Annotated in this window: 16 protein-coding genes; 12 read left to right on the forward strand and 4 right to left on the reverse strand. The window is 63.3% G+C overall.

Annotation, left to right across the window (positions count from 1 at the left end):
* Positions 1 to 86: 86 nt before the first annotated feature.
* Positions 87 to 662 (reverse strand): nucleotide exchange factor GrpE, encoded by a 576-nt coding sequence (gene grpE / locus M2367_RS07930; protein ID WP_042042685.1) that lies wholly within the window; start codon positions 660 to 662, stop codon positions 87 to 89.
* A 393-nt stretch (positions 663 to 1,055) separates the two neighbouring features.
* On the opposite strand from grpE, the gene nadK reads away from it, so the two are divergent.
* Entirely contained in the window at positions 1,056 to 1,940 is an 885-nt protein-coding gene (nadK, locus tag M2367_RS07935) for an NAD(+) kinase (RefSeq protein WP_042042704.1), read from the forward strand.
* Positions 1,941 to 1,979: 39 nt separating this feature from the next.
* Here nadK and M2367_RS07940 read toward each other — a convergent pair whose 3' ends face one another.
* On the reverse strand, positions 1,980 to 3,155 hold the full coding sequence (locus M2367_RS07940; RefSeq protein ID WP_224432488.1) for a diguanylate cyclase: 1,176 nt from the start codon (positions 3,153 to 3,155) through the stop codon (positions 1,980 to 1,982).
* 295 nt (positions 3,156 to 3,450) lie between these two features.
* On the opposite strand from M2367_RS07940, the gene recN reads away from it, so the two are divergent.
* The 5 genes from recN to M2367_RS07965 all read left to right on the forward strand — a co-directional run bounded on the left by recN (position 3,451) and on the right by M2367_RS07965 (position 11,227).
* A complete protein-coding gene (gene recN / locus M2367_RS07945; protein WP_042042687.1) occupies positions 3,451 to 5,115 on the forward strand; it encodes a DNA repair protein RecN in 1,665 nt (554 codons plus the stop codon).
* Between the two features lie 405 nt (positions 5,116 to 5,520).
* A complete protein-coding gene (locus M2367_RS07950; protein ID WP_224432487.1) occupies positions 5,521 to 6,417 on the forward strand; it encodes a DHHA2 domain-containing protein in 897 nt (298 codons plus the stop codon).
* Positions 6,418 to 6,696: 279 nt separating this feature from the next.
* Positions 6,697 to 7,860 (forward strand): efflux RND transporter periplasmic adaptor subunit, encoded by a 1,164-nt coding sequence (locus tag M2367_RS07955; protein ID WP_259236364.1) that lies wholly within the window; start codon positions 6,697 to 6,699, stop codon positions 7,858 to 7,860.
* A complete protein-coding gene (locus M2367_RS07960; protein ID WP_157014027.1) occupies positions 7,860 to 9,818 on the forward strand; it encodes a MacB family efflux pump subunit in 1,959 nt (652 codons plus the stop codon). Before M2367_RS07955 ends, M2367_RS07960 begins: the two co-directional genes overlap by 1 nt.
* An 11-nt stretch (positions 9,819 to 9,829) precedes the next feature.
* Positions 9,830 to 11,227 carry an efflux transporter outer membrane subunit gene (locus tag M2367_RS07965; protein WP_259236365.1) on the forward strand — a complete coding sequence of 466 codons (1,398 nt, stop codon included), beginning with the start codon at positions 9,830 to 9,832 and terminating at the stop codon, positions 11,225 to 11,227.
* 85 nt (positions 11,228 to 11,312) lie between these two features.
* On the opposite strand, the gene M2367_RS07970 is transcribed toward M2367_RS07965, so the two are convergent.
* On the reverse strand, positions 11,313 to 11,654 hold the full coding sequence (locus M2367_RS07970) for a hypothetical protein (protein ID WP_259236366.1): 342 nt from the start codon (positions 11,652 to 11,654) through the stop codon (positions 11,313 to 11,315).
* A gap of 426 nt (positions 11,655 to 12,080) precedes the next feature.
* Here M2367_RS07970 and prpB point away from each other — a divergent pair, with 426 nt between their 5' ends.
* The 6 genes from prpB to prpF all read left to right on the forward strand — a co-directional run bounded on the left by prpB (position 12,081) and on the right by prpF (position 18,648).
* The gene (prpB, locus tag M2367_RS07975) at positions 12,081 to 12,980 is read left to right on the forward strand and encodes a methylisocitrate lyase (RefSeq protein WP_259236367.1); all 900 of its coding nucleotides are present in this window, start codon (positions 12,081 to 12,083) and stop codon (positions 12,978 to 12,980) included.
* A 64-nt stretch (positions 12,981 to 13,044) separates the two neighbouring features.
* Positions 13,045 to 14,205, forward strand: coding sequence for a 2-methylcitrate synthase (gene prpC, locus M2367_RS07980; protein WP_042042694.1), 1,161 nt, complete (start codon positions 13,045 to 13,047; stop codon positions 14,203 to 14,205).
* Complete coding sequence (locus M2367_RS07985; RefSeq protein WP_259236368.1) at positions 14,205 to 14,357, forward strand: hypothetical protein; 153 nt, start codon at positions 14,205 to 14,207, stop codon at positions 14,355 to 14,357. Before prpC ends, M2367_RS07985 begins: the two co-directional genes overlap by 1 nt.
* A gap of 150 nt (positions 14,358 to 14,507) precedes the next feature.
* On the forward strand, positions 14,508 to 14,660 hold the full coding sequence (locus M2367_RS07990) for a hypothetical protein (protein ID WP_259236369.1): 153 nt from the start codon (positions 14,508 to 14,510) through the stop codon (positions 14,658 to 14,660).
* Entirely contained in the window at positions 14,660 to 17,290 is a 2,631-nt protein-coding gene (gene acnD / locus M2367_RS07995; RefSeq protein WP_259236370.1) for a Fe/S-dependent 2-methylisocitrate dehydratase AcnD, read from the forward strand. The genes M2367_RS07990 and acnD overlap by 1 nt, the downstream gene beginning before the upstream one ends.
* Positions 17,291 to 17,445: 155 nt before the next feature.
* A complete protein-coding gene (gene prpF, locus M2367_RS08000) occupies positions 17,446 to 18,648 on the forward strand; it encodes a 2-methylaconitate cis-trans isomerase PrpF (RefSeq protein ID WP_224432481.1) in 1,203 nt (400 codons plus the stop codon).
* Between the two features lie 140 nt (positions 18,649 to 18,788).
* Here the strand turns inward: prpF and M2367_RS08005 are convergent, their stop codons facing one another.
* Positions 18,789 to 19,031: a DUF6719 family protein gene (locus tag M2367_RS08005; RefSeq protein WP_224432480.1), complete on the reverse strand. Its 243-nt coding sequence runs from the start codon at positions 19,029 to 19,031 to the stop codon at positions 18,789 to 18,791.
* Positions 19,032 to 19,156: the final 125 nt, after the last annotated feature.

The following is a 19,156-nucleotide window of genomic DNA, read 5'->3' on the forward strand; positions in this document are numbered from 1 at the left end:
GCTTTTCTCATGCAACCGACCCCCCTTGGCTGGCCGCCAGCCAACAAAAAGCCCGCCTCGCGGCGGGCTCGGCAATGGCGCGGGGATCAGGCAGGGGCCTTGGAGACCATCACCATGGCCGGACGAATGACGCGACCATTGAGCTCGTAGCCTTTTTGCATCACGGCCATCACTGTGTTTGGCGCCAGCTCGGCATTCTCGATCATGCTCATCGCCTGATGGGCATTGGGGTCGAACGGCTGGTTGGTGGGATCCAGTGCCACCAGGCCGAATTTGGCCACCGAGCTCTGCATGGACTTCAGGGTCAGGTCGACCCCTTCGATCATCGGCGCCAGCGCCTCGTTCTCTTTGTCGGCAAGATCGATGGCACGCTCCAGGTTATCGAGCACCGGCAGCAGCTCGGTGGCGAATTTCTCCAGGGCAAATTTATGGGCCTTCTCGACGTCCAGGGCGGCACGGCGACGCAGGTTTTCCATCTCGGCGACGGCACGAATGGCGCGCTCACGCTCGTCGGTTGCGGCCGCTTCGAGGGTGGCCAGTCGGGCCTCCAGCTCGGCGATACGCACCTGCTCGGCTGTCACTTCACTGTCTACATCGGTCGGCTCGACTGGCTGGGTGTCGACTTGCTCCATCGCTTCAACCTTTTGTTCTTCGTGGTTCATGACATCTCCAATTAAGGGTTACTTCGTTCATTGCCGCTTATTATGGGGATGCATCCCCCGCTTTCAAGGGGTAAACGCGATCATCTGACCTTTACAGACCCTGCCTGTGGCCGAAATCGACCGAACCGGGCAGCGCGCATCATCCCTCTTGCTGGCAGGGCGCCCATACGGCAAGCGCGCCAGACAGGTTCGCTCCCAGGCCCGGCGGCATGGCCCCCAGCCGGACTTGCCTCGGGCAAACAGGGCGACTCTCTGCCCACAGACGGGCTATTGACCGGCTGTCCAGCCGCTGGCTTGACCATGACGAGCCGGGAGCATCTTGCGTGCGGGCAGACAAAAGGGAAGCAAATCAAGGTATACTGCAGCCAAATCCACTCAGCACCCGACCCTATGATGGACTCCCCCTTCAACACCATCGCCCTCATCGGCAAGCCTCATCACGAAGGCGCCAACCAGACCCTGAGCGGCCTGCACCAGTATCTCAGCATGCGCGGCTTTCGAGTGCTGATCGAGAGCCGGGTGGCCCAGACCCTCGGCATAGTGGATGACAGCGTCATGGATCTGGTGCAGCTCGGCGAGCAGGCGGATCTCGCCATCGTCGTGGGCGGAGATGGCAACATGCTGGGGGCGGCCCGGGTATTGTCGCGTTTCGACGTGGCGGTGATTGGGGTCAATCGGGGCAATCTCGGCTTTCTCACCGACCTCTCGCCTCAGGACTATCTGGTGCCGCTGGAGCAGGTGCTCTCGGGCCACTTCAAGAGCGAGCACCGCTTCTTGCTGGAAGCAGCCGTCTATCGCCATGGGGAGCGCAAGTCTGCCAATCTGGCGGTCAACGAGGCCGTACTGCACCCGGGCAAGATAGCCCACATGATAGAGTTCGAGGTCTATATCGATGGCAGCTTTATGTACAGCCAGCGCGCCGATGGCATCATAGTCGCGACCCCGACCGGCTCCACCGCTTACTCCCTCTCGGCAGGGGGCCCTATTCTCACTCCCAAGATCAACGCCATCACCCTGGTCCCCATGTTCCCCCATACCCTGAGCAGCCGCCCCATAGTCCTGGATGCCGACAGCGAGGTGCGGCTGCTGGTCTCCCCCGACAACCAGGACGATGCCATGCAGGTGAGCTGCGATGGCCAGGTGACCCTGGCGGTGCAACCGGGGGACGAGATCCTCATCAAGAAGAGCAGCCACAAGCTGCATCTGGTCCATCCGCTGGATTACAGCTATTTCCACGTGCTGCGCAACAAACTCGGCTGGGGCAGCAAGCTGTTCTAGAGAGAAAGCTGGCTCAAGGCCCCATGGCCCTGAGCCGCACTATCCCTCGCCAGACTCGACCAGCCTGAGCGGCTCTGTCTCCGGCTGAAAAAATACGCCATTGCGTCCCGCCAACTTGACCCTGTACATGGCCTCATCGGCCCGGTCCAATAACTGCGCCAAATCCACCTCACCATGGGCGCATACCCCGCCCAGGCTCACGGTCACTGCGTCGCAAGGCAGACAGCGCCCCTGACTGGCGCCAAGCGCTATCTGACTACGAATGCGATCGCAGATGGAAAAGGCGTCTCGACCGTTCACTCCCCGCATTATGATGGCAAACTCCTCGCCGCCAATCCGCCCCACCAGATCATCCTTGCGCATCTCGGCCATCAATGTCTGAGCCACGAAGCGGATCACATGATCGCCACAGCCATGGCCGAACTTGTCGTTGACCTGCTTGAAGTGATCGATATCGAGCACCGCCACGCAGAGCACCCCATCCGGCTGACTCGCACAATGGCGCTCTCCCAGCTTGAACAGACCCCGTCGATTCAGCACACCGGTCAGGGGGTCCCGTTCGGAGAGTGCCAGCAGCTCCTGTTCGGTCTGGACGTAGGCCACCAGGGGCAACAGCAGCACAGACCCTATGGTCAAGACCATGTGCATGAAGAAGATGGTGTCGAGCAGCCACTGTTTGGCGTGCTGATCCGGGCCGAATGCCTGAGCGAGCAGGGCTATCCCCTGGCTCAACAGGATCACGAAATGGATCAAATAGATGAAGGAAACGGTATGCAGCACCCGCTTCTGGGTCTGACTCAGGGAGAAGATGAGACAGGCGCACCACAGATAGATCACGGATTCGATAAGAGCCAGCACCAAGCGCACATCAAACTGGCTCGCCAGCACCAGATAACTGAACAGGAAGAGGGCAACAAAACCCCGGACGCTCCTCGTATCCAAGGGTTTGTCATACAGGGCGTAGAAGCCTGCAAGCAACAGCAGCACACAGATCAGAGACGTAAAGCCGCCCCAGAACAGCCCCAGTGCCACATAACCCGTCATGCTTCCCAGGCAGAGCAGCAGTATCGAAAAGGAGAACAGAAACGCCGACAGGGACCAGAGCAGGAAGTTGCCCCGCCCCGGCTTGAGTCGATGGATGAACAGCATGAGCAGAGCGGCCATCAGGTTGATTGCCAGAGAGATGATCAGTAGCGTCGGGGTGTGGATTGTCATGAGTCATCCTTGATGAGGATCGCTGCCCATCCTTGGTCAGCAGTCCTGGCGCCCCAGCCCCCACAGGGACCAAGCATGTCAATGAGTGTGTCCGAGCGATCCCGGCGCGACAAGCGCCTTTTTCAAGAAGTGATGAAGGATGGAGGAAAGGAGGCGATCCCCCCCTCTTGGCATGACAGCCTCACCGCCTGGATTAGCCCTGGGGACGAAAAATCCGCCACCCCTCTTTACTGTATATAAGACCAGTATATACTGGATGCATACACAGTAATATTGGCCCAGACAGGATGAGACCATGCTGACCCAACTGACCGTCAACAACTTCGCCATCGTCAAGTTTCTCGAGCTCGATCTGCAACCCGGCATGACCTGCATCACGGGGGAGACGGGGGCGGGCAAATCCATCGCCATCGATGCCCTGGGGCTCTGTCTCGGCGAGCGTGCCGAGGCGGCCATGGTGCGCCCCGGCAATGACAAGACCGAAGTCAGCGCCCGCTTCCTGCTGGAGGGTAACCCCCAGGCCCGTGCCTGGCTGGCTGGCAATGAGCTGGAGAGCGAGGGTGAGTGCATAGTGCGACGGGTGGTCTCGGCCGAGGGGCGTTCACGCAGCTATGTCAATGGTGTGCCCGTGCCCCTGACCCAGCTGCGCAGCCTGGGGCAACTGTTGGTCAACGTACACGGCCAGCATGCTCATCAGTTGCTGGTCAAACCCGACTACCAGCTCGCCCTGCTCGACGGCTATGCCGGTCACCATCTGCTGCTGGCGGACGTTCGCCACCACTACCAGCATTGGCGTCAACTGCAAAACGAGCTCAATCGCCTCAAGGCCGAGCAACAACAGCGGGAGGCTCGTCGCCAGCTCATCGAGTATCAGGTGCAGGAGCTCGATGAGTTCGCCCTGCAATCCGGAGAGTTCGAGGCGATCGAGGAGGAGCACCAGCGCCTCGCCAACGGCACCGAGCTGATGCAGGAGTGCGGCTTCTGTCTGGATCTGCTCTATGACAACGAGGAGACCACCATCGCCGGCCTGCTGCAGATCGCGGTAGACAGAGCAGAGGGTCTGGTCAACATGGATGCCCGACTCGCCCCTGTGCTCGGCATGCTCAATGAGGCGCTCATCGGCGTACAGGAGAGTCATAGCGAGCTGCGTGGTTATCTGGACAAGCTGGAGCTGGATCCCGAGCGCTTCAATGAACTGGAAGCGCGCCTCTCCAAGGCGATCAATCTGGCCCGCAAACATCATGTCAAACCCGCCGAGCTGGCCCATTACCATCAGGAGTTGGCCAGTGATCTGGCACGGCTCAACTCGGATGAACAACGCCTCGAGGGGATGGAGGCTGAACTGGCCGAGGCCCGCCTCGCCTTCTTGCAAGCTGCCGATGCCCTGAGCCAGAGCCGCCAGCGCTATGGTGCCGAGCTGGCCACCCAGGTCACGGCCAGCATGCAGGAGCTCTCCATGACCGATGGCCGTTTCGCCATCGAGATCAAGCCCGATGCCAACGCCAGCCTCTCCCCCTTGGGGATAGACAGGGTCGAGTTCGTGGTGAGTACCAACCCGGGCCAGCCTATGCAGCCGCTCGGCAAGGTCGCATCGGGGGGAGAACTGTCGCGCATCAGCCTCGCCATTGTGGTGATCAGTGCCCGCAAGGTCGCCACCCCTACCCTGATCTTTGATGAGGTGGACGTGGGGATAAGCGGCCCTACCGCCGCCGTGGTGGGTCGCCTGCTGCGCCAGCTTGGCGAATCTACCCAGGTGATGGTGGTCACTCACTTGCCCCAGGTGGCAGGCAATGGCCATCAGCACATGGTGGTGAGCAAGCACACCGACGGCAAAACCACTGAGACCAGGATGAGCGCCCTCGACAACAAGGCCCGCCTCAACGAACTGGCCCGCCTGCTTGGGGGGGATCAGATCACCGACAACACCCTGGCCAACGCCCGCGAGCTGCTGCAGGCCTGATCCTGCAACCTGCCAACCGGCTAGCCTGGGGCTAGCCACCTATCCCTCCAAGATGAAAGCAGAGCGGACCTCTCCATGGCCTGTCCTGTTTCACCCTGGGGTGGATCAGGCCAGCCCCACTCTTTTCCGTGCTGGCGTTCAGCACCAGCCATTCCGGCAAGCAACGCAATGCCTCTTTCTCCTTCGACAGCTGGCTCCTTTGATTGCTGGTTCCTTCGATAGCCAACTCCTTTGATGCAGCGCGACGCGGGATCCTCTGCTGCCTCTTTGCAAGGGAAAGTCCAGGTCTCCAAGCAGACCCCTCTCCTGCGCGCATCATCCCGCATCAGGATCCATCCCCGTCACAGCGCCGGGATGATATGCTGATGGCCTATCTTGTTTAAGCGCATCCAGCCCGAGGTTTTCATGATCCATGTATTCGGCCATCGCAATCCCGACAGTGACAGCATCTGCAGTGCCCTGGTACTGGCAGACTGGCTCAACGGCCAGGGGCGTCCCGCCACTCCCTGGCGCCTGGGCTCCTTGCGCACCGAGACCCGCTTCATTCTGGAGTGCGCCGGCATAAAGAGCCCTGCCCTGCTGACCCAGGAGCTGGACGGTCTGGATGTCTGGCTGGTGGATTTCAGCGACTTCGAGCAGGGGCCCGAGAGCCTGGCCCGCGCCAACATCATCGGTCTGGTGGATCACCACAGACTCGGCTCCCTGCGCACCGAGGCCCCCTTCGATGCCTGGATCCGCGCCGTAGGCTGCTCGGCCACCATAGTGTTGAGCCTGCTCGACCAGGTGACCCGCCCCCAGGCCCGTCTCTTGCTTGGTGCCATCATGAGCGACACCCTCTGCCTCACCTCCCCGACGACCACCCCCCAGGATGAGGCAGCCTGTCAGCGACTGGCTCCCCTTGCCGGGTTGAGCCTGGCCGAGTTTGGCCAGCAGTTGCTGGTGGCCAAGACGGATCTCAGCGGACTCAGCGCCGCCCAGTTGCTGCGTCAGGACGAGAAGGGTTATCAGGTGGCAGGGGTCAATCTGGTGATGAGCCAGATAGAGGTCGGCAGTCAGGCTCAGATAACCCCACTGATGGCGGAGCTCGAGGCCGAAATGGCGCAACGAGTGACCACCGATGACCTGGATGCCTATGTGCTGATGGTGACGGATCTCGGCGAAGGGGCGAGCCGGATCAGCGCCTGTCCTCACCCGCAAAGGGCATTGCCGCAGCTGCCGCAACACACCGTGACTCTGCCAGGGGTGGTGAGCCGCAAGAAGCAAGGGCTCCCCTGGCTCACCGCCCAACTAAGCCAAGGCTGATTGACCAGCCTCAGCCAACCCAGCTGACGGCCCCCCACTCTTCAGGCGAAGTGCCCTGCTACCCGGCGCTGACCCGCACCCAGCGGGTCAGCCATATCAGGCTGGCGCGCTTCGCCATCCCTGCCCCATGAAGAGCGCCTCCCCACGGGAGGCTTCTCCTCCTGCGCCCTGAGTTGACAAGCTTTGTTACAGGATCCCAGTTGTCTTTTGTCCGCCTTTTGCGGCAGGATGTCTCCTTTTGTCTCCCCCGCGTTCATGGATGCCAGATTCACGATGAAGATGCCCCTCACTCCCCCGCTGCGCTGGCTGATGGCCGCCCTGCTGGTCGCTCTCTCCATCTGGCTGCTATGGCCGGGCAAGGCTGCCGAACCCTTGTTGAGTGCATCGGTCACCCGCCAGGACATCGAAGATGCCGTGCTCGCCAGTGGCGCCCTGGAGGCGGTGGAACAGGTCGATGTGGGTGCCCAGGTCTCGGGTCAGGTCACCCGGCTGCTGGTCGAGAATGGTCAGCAGGTCAAACAGGGGGATCTGTTGGCCGAGATAGACCCGCTGATCGCCCAGAACGATCTCAAGACGGCCCAGGCCGAGCTCGCCAGTAGCCAGGCGCAGCTCAGGATCAAGCAGGCACAGCTCAAGCAGTACGAACTCGCCTATCGCCGCCAGCAGCAGATGTTTGGCCAGCAGGCGAGTTCAAAGGCCGACCTCGAAAACGCCGAGGCCCAGCTCGCCGTGACCCGGGCCGAGCTGCAAAACGCCCAGGCCAACATCGACAGTGCCGCCATCAAGGTCGAGCGCTCCCGCACCCAGCTCGGCTATACCCGGATCCAGGCCCCCATGGATGGCACCGTCGTCTCCATCGTCACCCGTCAGGGCCAGACCCTGGCGGCCACCCAGACGGTGCCCACCCTGCTCAAGCTCGCCAATCTGGATATCATGACGGTCAAGGCGCAGATCTCCGAGGCCGATGTCAGCAAGGTGCGCGCCGGCATGCCGGTCTACTTCACCCTGATTGGCGATCCCGATACCCGCTACCGGGCCAAGCTGCGCACCGTTGAACTGGCACCAACCAATGTCAACGATGCAACGACCAGCACCAGCAGCACCAATGTTGCCGTCTACTACTATGCCCTGTTCGATGTGCCCAACCCCGACCATGCCCTGCGGGTCGCCATGACCACCCAGGTCACCATAGTGCTTGGCGAGCGCAAGGGCGTGTTGACCATTCCCAGAACCGCCCTCGGCAAACAGTTGGCGCCGGGCGAGTATCAAGTACAGCTGTTAAGCGGTGACACCCCCGAGCCCCGTACCATCAAGACCGGGCTCAAGGATGATATCAAGGTCGAGGTGCTGGAGGGGCTCACCGAGCATGACAAGGTGGTGATTGGCGAGGCCCCCAAGGCAACCGGGGATGAGGGCCATGAGGAAGAGGATGAGATGTCATGATGGCCTCCCGCAATGAGGCCCCCGGCGACGCTCCGCTTATTGAACTGCGAGGCGTCAGTCGCCGCTACCTGAGCGGGGAGCAGGAGGTGACAGTGCTGCACCCGCTGGACTTGTCCATCCACGCCGGGGAGATGGTGGCCATTGTCGGCGCCTCGGGGTCGGGAAAATCCACCCTGATGAACCTGCTCGGCTGCCTCGACAGACCCAGCGAGGGGCGCTATCTGTTTCGCGGTCAGGAGACAGCGGACTTGGACGCCCTGGCCCTGGCCCGGCTGCGCTGCCATCACTTCGGCTTCATCTTCCAGCGCTATCACCTGCTGCCACATCTGGACGCCGCCGCCAACGTCGAGATCCCCGCCGTCTATGCCGGCATGGCCAAGGGGGATCGCCATGCTCGCTCCAAGGCGCTGCTCACCCGGCTGGGGCTGGCCGATCGCAGCCATCACACTCCGGGCCAACTCTCCGGCGGACAGCAGCAGCGGGTCAGTATCGCCCGCGCCCTGGCCAATGGCGGCGAGGTGATCCTGGCCGACGAACCGACCGGTGCACTGGACAGCCAGAGCGGCAAGGAGGTGATGGCCATCCTCAAGGAGCTCCATGCCCTGGGTCACACCATCATACTGGTGACCCATGACATGGCGGTGGCGGACCATGCGGATCGCATCATCACCCTCAAGGATGGCCAGGTGCAGAGCGACAGCGGCAGCCCGCAGCAGACGGCCTCTGCCCTGAAGGCCATGCCCCAGGCCTTGGGCAATCAGGGGCTGGATCGTTACCGCGAAGCCGCCCGCATGGCCCTGCATGCCATGATGGCTCACCGAATGCGCACCTTTCTCACCATGCTCGGCATCATCATCGGCATCGCCGCCGTGGTGAGCGTGGTGGCCCTGGGTCAGGGCGCCCGCGCCAAGGTGATAGGCGAGATCAACGCCATGGGCACCAACACCATAGACGTCTTCCCCGGCAAGGATTGGGGAGATGAGCAGGCTGCCAGCATACGCACCCTCAACGAGGGCGACTTGCGCGCACTGCAGGGACAACCCTATCTGGAGGGGGCCAGCCCCCAGCTCTCCACCTCGGTGCAGCTGCGCTATCGCAATCAGACCAAGAGCGGCACCGTCAACGGCGTCAGCAGCGACTTCTTCCGGGTCAAGGGCATGACACTCGTCAGTGGCCGCCTGTTCAGCGAGCGCGACAGCCTGGACAGGGCACCCCTGGCCGTGGTCGATGCCGACACCATCAAGGGCTTGCTCGGCGATGAAGACCCCATCGGCAAGGTGCTGCTCATCGGTACCCTGCCGGTGCGGATCATCGGTCTCATCAAGGAGGAGACCGGCTTTCGCCAACCGAGCCAGTCGGTGAGCGTCTGGTTGCCCTATCGCGCCGTGATGAGTCGTCTCATCTCCCAGAACCATTTCAATCAGATAACCCTGAGGGTCAGGGATGGCATCCAGCCCGCCCTGGCAGAGCGAGAGGTCATTGCCCTGCTGCGCCAACGCCATGGCAGCAAGGATTTCTTCACCTTCAGTAGCGACAAGATATTGAAATCCGTAGAGAAAACCACAGCAACCCTGACCCTGCTGGTCTCGGCTATCGCGGTGATTTCGCTGATCGTCGGCGGCGTTGGCGTCATGAACATCATGCTGGTCTCCGTGGTGGAGCGCACCCGGGAGATTGGCATTCGCATCGCGGTGGGCGCCCGTCAGTCCGACATCTTGCAGCAGTTCCTGATTGAAGCCGTGATGGTCAGCCTGCTCGGGGGTGTGCTCGGGGTCGGCATCGCCTTGCTGATCGGCCTGCTGTTCTCCTCCCTGGTCGATGCGATGCAGATGCAGTTCTCCCTCTTCTCCATCCTGATGGCGTTTGCCTGTTCCACCCTGATCGGGGTGCTGTTTGGTTATCTGCCCGCCCGCAATGCCGCCCGGCTCGACCCTGTGGTCGCGCTGGCCAGAGAGTGAAGATGAAACCCATGAAGATATCCTGGCTGGGGCTCTGCCTCGCCCTCGGCGCCTGCTCCCAACAGAGCAGCTACCACAGAGCCGACCTGGCGCTGCCAGACCAGTGGCAAGAGGGGGATGTGCCTGCTCTGTCCGTGCAAACCGGCTCCTGGTGGCAGGGCTTTCATGACCCCCGACTCGACGCCCTGGTCGAGGCGGTACTCGCCGCCAATACCAATCTTTATGTGGCCGGACTCCGGCTCAAGGGCGCGAGGATCGCAGCGGATCAGGCCGACACCAACCTGACCCCAGGGGTCAATGCCAGCCTGGGGGCCAGCGGCACCAAGGAGATCAAGAGTGGCGCCAGCACCCACAGTCTGGGACCGACCCTCGCCATCAGTTATGAAGTGGATCTGTGGGGCAAGCTGGCGGCGGTGCGGGATCAGGCAAGCTGGGAGGCCGCCGCCAGCGCCGAGGATCTCGCCGCCACCCGCCAGAGCCTGATCAGCCAGACCCTGCAGCAATATTGGCAACTCGGCTATCTCAACAGCGCCATCACCCTGGGGGAGCGCCAACTGGCCAACCTCACCGAGATCCAGAGCCTGACCCGAGTCAAATATGAGGCAGGGGCCATTCCTCGCCTCGATCTGGTGCAAGCCAGCGGGCAGCTCGCCGGCAAGCGTGCCGCCCAGGCTAACCTGCGCAATCAGAGGGTCGCGGCGAGCAATGCGCTGCTGCAACTGCTCGGCCGCAGTCGAGGACCTCTCCCCTTCGAGCCGCAGAGCCTCACCCAAAGCCCCATCCCTGACATCGCCGCCGGCCTGCCGGCCGATCTGCTGGCCAGACGCCCGGATGTGAGAGCCGCCGAGCTGCGCCTGCGCAAGACGCTGGCGCGCAGTGACGAGGTGCGCACCAGCTTCTACCCGGCGCTCACCCTGACCGGGGGGGCCAGCACCGCATCGGATACCCTGGCGCAGGTGCTGGAAAATCCGGTGGGCAGCCTGGGGGCCGCCTTGACCCTGCCCTTCCTCGAGTACAACAGCAATCGACTCGCCGTCGCCGGCAGCCAGAACGACTACCAGATAGCCCAGGCCGAGTTTCGCCAGCAGCTGTTCGATGCGCTGTTCGAGGTGGAAAACGCCCTCGCCGCCCGCCGCTTTGGCGAGCAGCAGCTGGCCAGCCTCGCCCTGCAGCAAGACTATGCCATCGACGCGGACCGGCTCGCCCGGGTGCGCGTCGAGGCGGGTAGCAGTCCGGTGCAAGATTGGCTCGATGAGCAGAACCGACGCTGGGATGCCGAGCTGGCCCTGCTCAGCCAGCAGCAGACTCAGCTCAACACCATGGCCAGTCTCTATCTCGCCCTGGGCGGCAGCGATGCCACCGGGCGCGAGACCATGCCCACCCCGCCCGCACTGCGCCCCGGGGGATGATAACCAGGGCCGTGCCTTTTCCCCTGACCCTGACCCCTCACCCGCTGAGCAAGGCAAAGTGCCTGCCGGGTGAGCGCCACTGTGCTCAGGATTTGCTCATGGCGCCCATTTCTTGCTCCCGGATCAGCGTCTTGTTGACCTTGCCGCCGCAGGTCTTCGGGACCCCTTGCACGACCCGGATCTGGCGCGACTCGAGAGAGCGGTGAACCTGCGCTGCGTCCTGCTGCGCGTAACCCTGGTTGCTCTCTCTTGATCCGCCCGCTGGCCCCGTGACCGAACAGCTCGTCGCCAGGGCCTCCTTCTCGGCGGGATCGGCGATGTAGTCGGCGAGCGCCGGACGGGCCAGATAGAGGGAGCCCTTCATGGCCAGCAGCCGCAGGTTGAAGCCCTCGATGGGGCCGGAAGCGGTGCCGACGCAGACCCCCACCGCCACCTCTTCGTCGCGCCGCACGTCCGGGCCCCGGTTTCATAAAAGCCTATGGCGTTGGCCATCTCACTCCTCCAATCCGTTCGTGAATGAAATGCATCGTCCGGATTGAATCCAGGGGGTTGGGTGAATGACCCTTCTCATCGGGCGACAGCCACTTTTCATCTCATGACCCCCTTAGAATGCGTTGCCTACCCTCGGGGAAGACGACAGAAGCTGTCCTGTCCAGCCTGGCGGCAACACGCCAAAAGCCGCTTACACCATGGGATGAGCGCCATCTGACTGGAGGAGATGGCGTCATCCAGACCCGGTGGCTGGCGCGCCGATGCGATGCCCCTTGGACTTAAGTAATGTTGACGTTGACGTCAACGTAGTGTGAGATAGTTCTATTCACGGAAAACCATGAACAGCATGAAAGGAGTCTGTATGTCTACCTTGTCCCCGTCGGCCGGAGCCCGCTTTCGCAGCGCGCTGGCCAATGAAAAACCCCTGCAGATCGTCGGTACCATCAACGCCTACATGGCGCTGATGGCCGAGCGCAGCGGTTTCAAGGCGCTTTATCTGTCCGGTGCCGGGGTGGCCAACGCCTCCTATGGCCTGCCGGATCTCGGCATGACCTCCATGAACGACGTGCTGATCGATGCCGAGCGCATCACCGCCGCGACTCAAGTGCCACTGCTGGTCGACATCGACACCGGCTGGGGCGGCGCCTTCAACATCGCCCGCACCGTCCGCGCCTTCGAACGCGGTGGTGTCGCCGCCGTCCACATGGAGGATCAGGTTGCCCAGAAGCGCTGCGGTCACAGACCCAACAAGGCCGTGGTCTCCATCGCCGAGATGGTGGACAGGATCAAGGCGGCGGTCGACGCCCGCACCGATGAGCACTTCGTCATCATGGCCCGCACCGACGCCCTGGCGGTGGAAGGGCTGGGTTCGGCCCTGGAGCGCGCCGCGGCCTACGCCGCCGCCGGGGCCGACATGATCTTCGCCGAGGCGGTCACCGAGCTGGATCAGTACGACCGCTTCAAGCAGGCGGCTGGCGTCCCCATCCTCGCCAACATGACCGAATTCGGCCAGACCGAGCTGTTTGACAAGGAGGCCCTCGCTGCCCACGGCGTTGACATGGTGCTCTACCCCCTGAGCGCCGCCCGCGCCGCCAACCAGGCCGCCCTCAACGTCTATCAGCAGCTTCGCCAGGATGGTCACCAGCGTGCCGTGGTCGACACCATGCAGACCCGAGAGTCCCTCTATGACTTCCTCGGCTACCACCACTACGAGCAGACCCTGGACAGGCTGTTCACCAAGGATCTGTCTACCAAGGAATAACACGCCGACCGGCCGCCTCATGCTGGCGGCCGGCGCTTCAACGGACTGAATGAGGAAACCTGTGATGAGCGCACTTGTGGAGACCACCCCCGGCTTCAAACCGAAGAAATCCGTCGCCCTCTCCGGCACCGCCGCCGGCAATACCGCCCTGTGCACCGTCGGCCTCTCCGGCAACGACCTGCACTACCGTGGCTATGACATCCTCGATGTCGCCACCAGCTGTGAATTCGAGGAGATCGCCCACCTGCTGGTGCACGGCCATCTGCCCAACATCGCCGAGCTGGCCGCCTACAAGGCCAAGCTCAAGGCCCTGCGCGGCCTGCCCTCCGGCGTCAAGACCGCCCTGGAGCAGCTGCCCCCCTCCGCCCACCCGATGGACGTGATGCGCAGCGCCGTCTCGGTGCTGGGCTGCGTGTCGCCGGAGAAGGACGATCACAATCACCCGGGCGCCCGGGACATCGCCGACAAGCTGATGGCTTGCTTAGGCTCGGTGCTGCTTTACTGGTACCACTTCAGCCACAACGGCAAGCGCATCGAAGTGGAGACCGATGATGACTCCATCGGCGGCCACTTCCTGCACCTGCTACACGGAGAGAAGCCACGTGCCTCCTGGGTGCGCGCCATGCACACCTCGCTGATCCTCTACGCAGAGCATGAGTTCAACGCCTCCACCTTCGCAGGCCGCGTCATCGCGGGCACCGGCTCCGACATGTACTCCTGCATCACCGGCGCCATCGGTGCCCTGCGCGGGCCCAAGCACGGCGGCGCCAACGAGGTGGCCTTCGAGATCCAGAAGCGCTATGAGAATCCGGATGAGGCCGAGGCTGACATCCGCGCCCGGGTCGAGAAGAAAGAAGTGGTGATCGGCTTCGGCCACCCGGTCTACACCGTCTCGGATCCCCGCAACAAGGTGATTAAAGAGGTGGCTCGCGAGCTCAGCCTGGAGCAGCACAACAGCAAGATGTTCGACATCGCCGAGCGGCTGGAGTCCACCATGTGGGAAGCCAAGAAGATGTTCCCCAACCTCGACTGGTTCAGCGCCGTCAGCTACCACATGATGGGGGTGCCCACCGCCATGTTCACCCCGCTGTTCGTGATCGCCCGCACCTCCGGCTGGTCGGCCCATGTCATCGAGCAGCGCATCGACGGCAAGATCATCCGCCCGAGCGCCAACTACACGGGCCCGGAGGATCTGACCTTCGTGCCGCTCAAGGAGCGCAAGTGATGAGCAATATTCAATATCGCAAGCCCCTGCCCGGCACTCAGCTCGACTACTTCGACGCCCGGGAGGCGGCCGAGGCCATCCAGCCCGGTGCCTGGAACAAACTCTCCTACACAGACCGCGTCCACGCCGAGCAGAATCAGGAGCGCAAGTGATGACCAACGCACAATACCGCAAGCCCCTGCCCGGCACTCAGCTTGACTACTTCGACGCCCGGGAAGCGGTGAACGCCATCGCCCCGGCGCCTGGGACAGACTCTCCTACACAGCCCGCGTCCATGCCGAGCAAAATCAGGAGCGCAAGTGATGATTAACACTCAATATCGCAAGCCCCTGCCCGGCACTCAGCTTGACTACTTCGACGCCCGGGAGGCGGTAAACGCCATCGCCCCCGGCGCCTGGGACAGGCTCTCCTACACAGCCCGCGTCCATGCCGAGCAGAATCAGGAGCGCAAGTGATGATTAACACTCAATATCGCAAGCCCCTGCCTGGCACTCAGCTCGACTACTTCGACGCCCGGGAAGCGGTGAACGCCATCGCCCCCGGCGCCTGGGACAGGCTCTCCTACACAGCCCGCGTCCACGCCGAAAACCTGGTTCGCAAGTGCGATCCGGCCATCCTCGGCGAGTGCCTCGGCCAGATCGCCTTGAATAAGCGCGATCGCGACTTCCCCTGGTTCCCGGCCCGGGTGGTATGCCACGACATCCTGGGCCAGACCGCCCTGGTGGACTTGGCCGGTCTGCGCGATGCCATCGCCGATCAGGGGGGAGATCCTGCCCAGGTCAACCCTGTGGTACCGGTGCAGCTCATCGTCGATCACTCCCTGGCCGTGGAGTGCGGCGGCTTCGATCCGGATGCCTTTGCCAAGAACCGCGCCATCGAGGATCGCCGCAACGAGGATCGCTTCCACTTCATCAATTGGACCAAGCAGGCGTTCAAGAACATAGAGGTGATCCAGCCGGGCAACGGCATCATGCACCAGATCAACCTGGAGAAGATGTCGCCGGTCATTCACAACGATCGCGGCGTGGCCTACCCGGACACCTGTGTCGGCACCGACAGCCACACCCCCCACGTTGACGCCCTCGGGGTGATAGCGGTGGGGGTGGGTGGGCTGGAAGCGGAGAACGTGATGCTGGGGCGCGCCTCCTGGATGCGCCTGCCTGAGATCGTTGGCGTGGAGCTGTCTGGCAAGCCGCAAGCCGGCATTACCGCCACGGATCTGGTGCTGTCGCTGACCGAGTTCCTGCGTCAGCAGAAAGTGGTCGGCGCCTACCTGGAGTTTCATGGGGAAGGTGCCGCCGCCCTCACCCTGGGCGATCGCGCCACCATCTCCAACATGGCACCTGAATACGGCGCCACCGCGGCCATGTTCTTCATCGACCAGCAGACCATCGACTACCTGCGCCTCACCGGCCGTGATAGTGAGCAGGTCAAGCTGGTGGAGACCTATGCCAAGGAGGCGGGCCTCTGGGCCGACTGCCTGGCGAGTGCCCAGTACGAGCGCGTGCTGCACTTCGATCTCTCCACCGTGGTGCGCACCCTGGCGGGCCCCTCCAACCCGCACCGCCGCCTGCCGGTGGCCGATCTGGCCGCCCGCGGCATAGCGGTGGATCTGGACAAGGCCCGCGCCCAGGAGGCCGACGGCCTGCTGCCGGATGGGGCCGTGATCATCGCCGCCATCACCAGCTGCACCAACACCAGCAACCCGCGCAACGTGATTGCGGCGGGGCTCTTGGCGCGCAACGCCAACCAGCTCGGGCTGGTGCGCAAACCCTGGGTCAAGTCGTCCCTGGCGCCGGGCTCCAAGACGGTGGCCTTGTACCTGGAAGAGGCGGGACTGGACAGCGAGCTGGAGCGGCTGGGCTTTGGCATAGTGGCCTTCGCCTGCACCACCTGCAACGGCATGTCCGGCGCCCTGGATCCGGCTATCCAGCAGGAGATCATCGATCGTGATCTCTACGCCACCGCCGTGCTGTCGGGCAACCGCAACTTCGACGGTCGCATCCACCCCTATGCCAAACAGGCCTTCCTCGCCTCGCCGCCGCTGGTGGTGGCCTACGCCATCGCGGGCACCATCCGCTTCGACATCGAGAAGGATGTGCTGGGAGTGGTGAACGGTAAGGAAATTCGCCTGAAAGATATCTGGCCGTCGGATGACGAGATAGATGCCGTGGTCAGGGCCTCGGTGAAGCCGGAGCAGTTCCGCCAGGTCTATATCCCCATGTTCACCATAGAGGAAGACCATGGCCCCAAGGTGGCGCCTTTGTACGACTGGCGTCCGCAGAGCACCTATATCCGCCGCCCGCCTTATTGGGATAAAGAGGGGGAAGGGGCGCTGGCGGGGGAACGAACCCTCAAGGGCATGAGGCCGCTGGCGCTGTTGCCGGACAACATCACCACCGATCACCTGTCGCCGTCCAACGCCATCATGCGCAGCAGCGCGGCCGGTGAATACCTGCACAAGATGGGCCTGCCGGAGGAGGACTTCAACTCCTACGCCACCCACCGCGGCGATCACCTGACCGCCCAGCGCGCCACCTTCGCCAACCCCCAGCTGGTGAACGAGATGGCGGTGGTGAACGGCGCAGTGAAGAAGGGGTCGCTGACCCGGGTCGAGCCGGAGGGGCAGGTCATGCGGATGTGGGAAGCCATCGAAACCTACATGGCCCGCAAGCAGCCGCTGATCATAGTGGCGGGCGCCGACTACGGCCAGGGCTCGTCCCGTGACTGGGCGGCCAAAGGCGTACGGCTGGCGGGGGTGGAGGTGATAGCGGCGGAAGGCTTCGAGCGCATTCACCGCACCAACCTGATCGGCATGGGGGTGCTGCCCCTGGAGTTCAAGCCGGGCACCAGCCGTTTGACCTTGGGGCTGGACGGCACCGAGACCTATGACGTCAAGGGGGCACGCACCCCGCGCACCGATCTCGTGCTGGTCATTCACAGGCGCAACGGCGAGACGGTCGAGGTGCCCATGACCTGCCGTCTCGACACCGCCGAGGAGGTCTCGGTCTATGAGGCCGGCGGCGTGCTGCAGCGCTTCGCCCAGGACTTCCTGGAAGCGACCACCCACAAGGCCGCCAGCTGATAGATGGTATTCCCCCTCCCCTTCACCGGGAGAGGCATGATGTGCTCCCTCTCCCTTTGGGAGAGGGTTGGGGTGAGGGGATCTCCCCTCATCCGCCCTTAGGGCACCTTCTCCCCGAGGAAGAAGGATCCGTCACTCTTTTCAGGACAAGATTCATGGCCCCACTCTCTTCGACTCACACACCTCAAGTCAGGATCCCGGCCACCTATATGCGCGGCGGCACCAGCAAGGGCGTCTTCTTCCGCTTAAGCGATCTGCCCGAGCGCTGCCAGGTGCCAGGCCCGGCCCGCGACGCGCTCTTCATGCGCGTGATCGGCAGCCCCGATCCCTACTCTGCCCACATGGACGGCATGGGGGGCGCCACCTCCTCCACCTCCAAGTGCGTGATCCTCGCCAAGAGCCAGCAGCCCGATCACGACGTGGACTACCTCTACGGCCAGGTTGCCATCGACAAGCCGTTCGTGGACTGGAGCGGCAACTGCGGCAACCTCTCCACCGCCGCCGGCGCCTTCGCCATCCATGCGGGGCTGGTGGATCCGGCCCGCATTCCCCAAGACGGCACCTGCGTGGTGCGAGTCTGGCAGGCCAATATCGGCAAGAGCATCATGGCCCATGTACCGGTGAGCAACGGCCAGGTGCAGGAGACCGGTGACTTCGAGCTGGATGGGGTCAGCTTCCCCGCCGCCGAAATCGTGCTGGAGTTTCTCGACCCCTCCGAGGATGGCGAGGAGGGCGGCGCCCTCTTCCCCACCGGCAACCTCATCGACGATCTCGAGGTGCCCGGCATAGGAAACATCAAGGCCACAATGATCAGCGCCGGCATTCCGACAGTGTTCGTCAATGCCGAGGAGATCGGTTATCAGGGCACCGAGCTGCGCGAGGCGATCAACGGCGATCCCGAGGCGCTGGCGCGCTTCGAGGCCATCCGTATCGCCGGCGCCCTGCGCATGGGGCTCATCAAGACGCCGGAGGAGGCGGCCACCCGCCAGCACACCCCCAAGGTGGCCTTCGTCGCCAAATCGAAGGAGTACCTCTCCTCCAGTGGCAAGACGGTGATGGCTGGCGAGATCGACCTGCTGGTGCGGGCACTCTCCATGGGCAAGCTGCACCACGCCATGATGGGCACCTGCGCCGTGGCCATCGGCACAGCGGCGGCCATTCCCGGCACCCTGGTGAACCTGGTCGCCGGTGGCGGTGAGCGTGAGGCGGTGCGCTTCGGCCACCCTTCAGGCACCCTGCGGGTGGGGGCAGAGGCGCGGCAGGTGAATGGCGAGTGGACGGTCACCAAGGCGGTGATGTCGCGCTCAGCCCGCATCCTGATGGAGGGCTGGGTGCGGGTGCCGGGCGATGCCTTCTAGCGCCCTGCCCCTATAAATACAAAAAGGCCCGGGCAGTTGCCTGGGCCTTTTCATTGGGGATTGATCCCATCAACTTATATGCCGATGGCCGATGACTGCTGACAAGGCTTTCCCCTGTTGATCCATAGCCAGCGTACTGGCTACTGCGGGCGCGGCACACACTCGACGTGGCGAGGAAGATTCTTGCTCCCATCGCCGCCGCGAAGCTTTTTGACCTGGCCATCCGGACACTTGCCATCGTCCACATAGACCAGCTTCCCAGGCGGCACGCCGCCAGGAGGAGGATCCTGTTTCAGATACTCGATGGGGGCTGGGACAAGGGTGGTACAACCCGACATCAGGCTCACCATCAGCAACCCCGCGCTCTGCCATCTCATTACCATCTGTCGCTCCCTCTGTGTGATCCCGGCCCTGCGCCAACTCACGCACAGGCCCCATGCACTCAGGCAGTGTAGCCACCGGAGCCCATAGATCGAAACCCGCTCCCGGCGCCGCTCCGACGATTTCA

The organism is Aeromonas sp. BIGb0445 (assembly GCF_024809075.1).
GTDB classification, from domain to species: Bacteria; Pseudomonadota; Gammaproteobacteria; order Enterobacterales; family Aeromonadaceae; genus Aeromonas; species Aeromonas rivuli.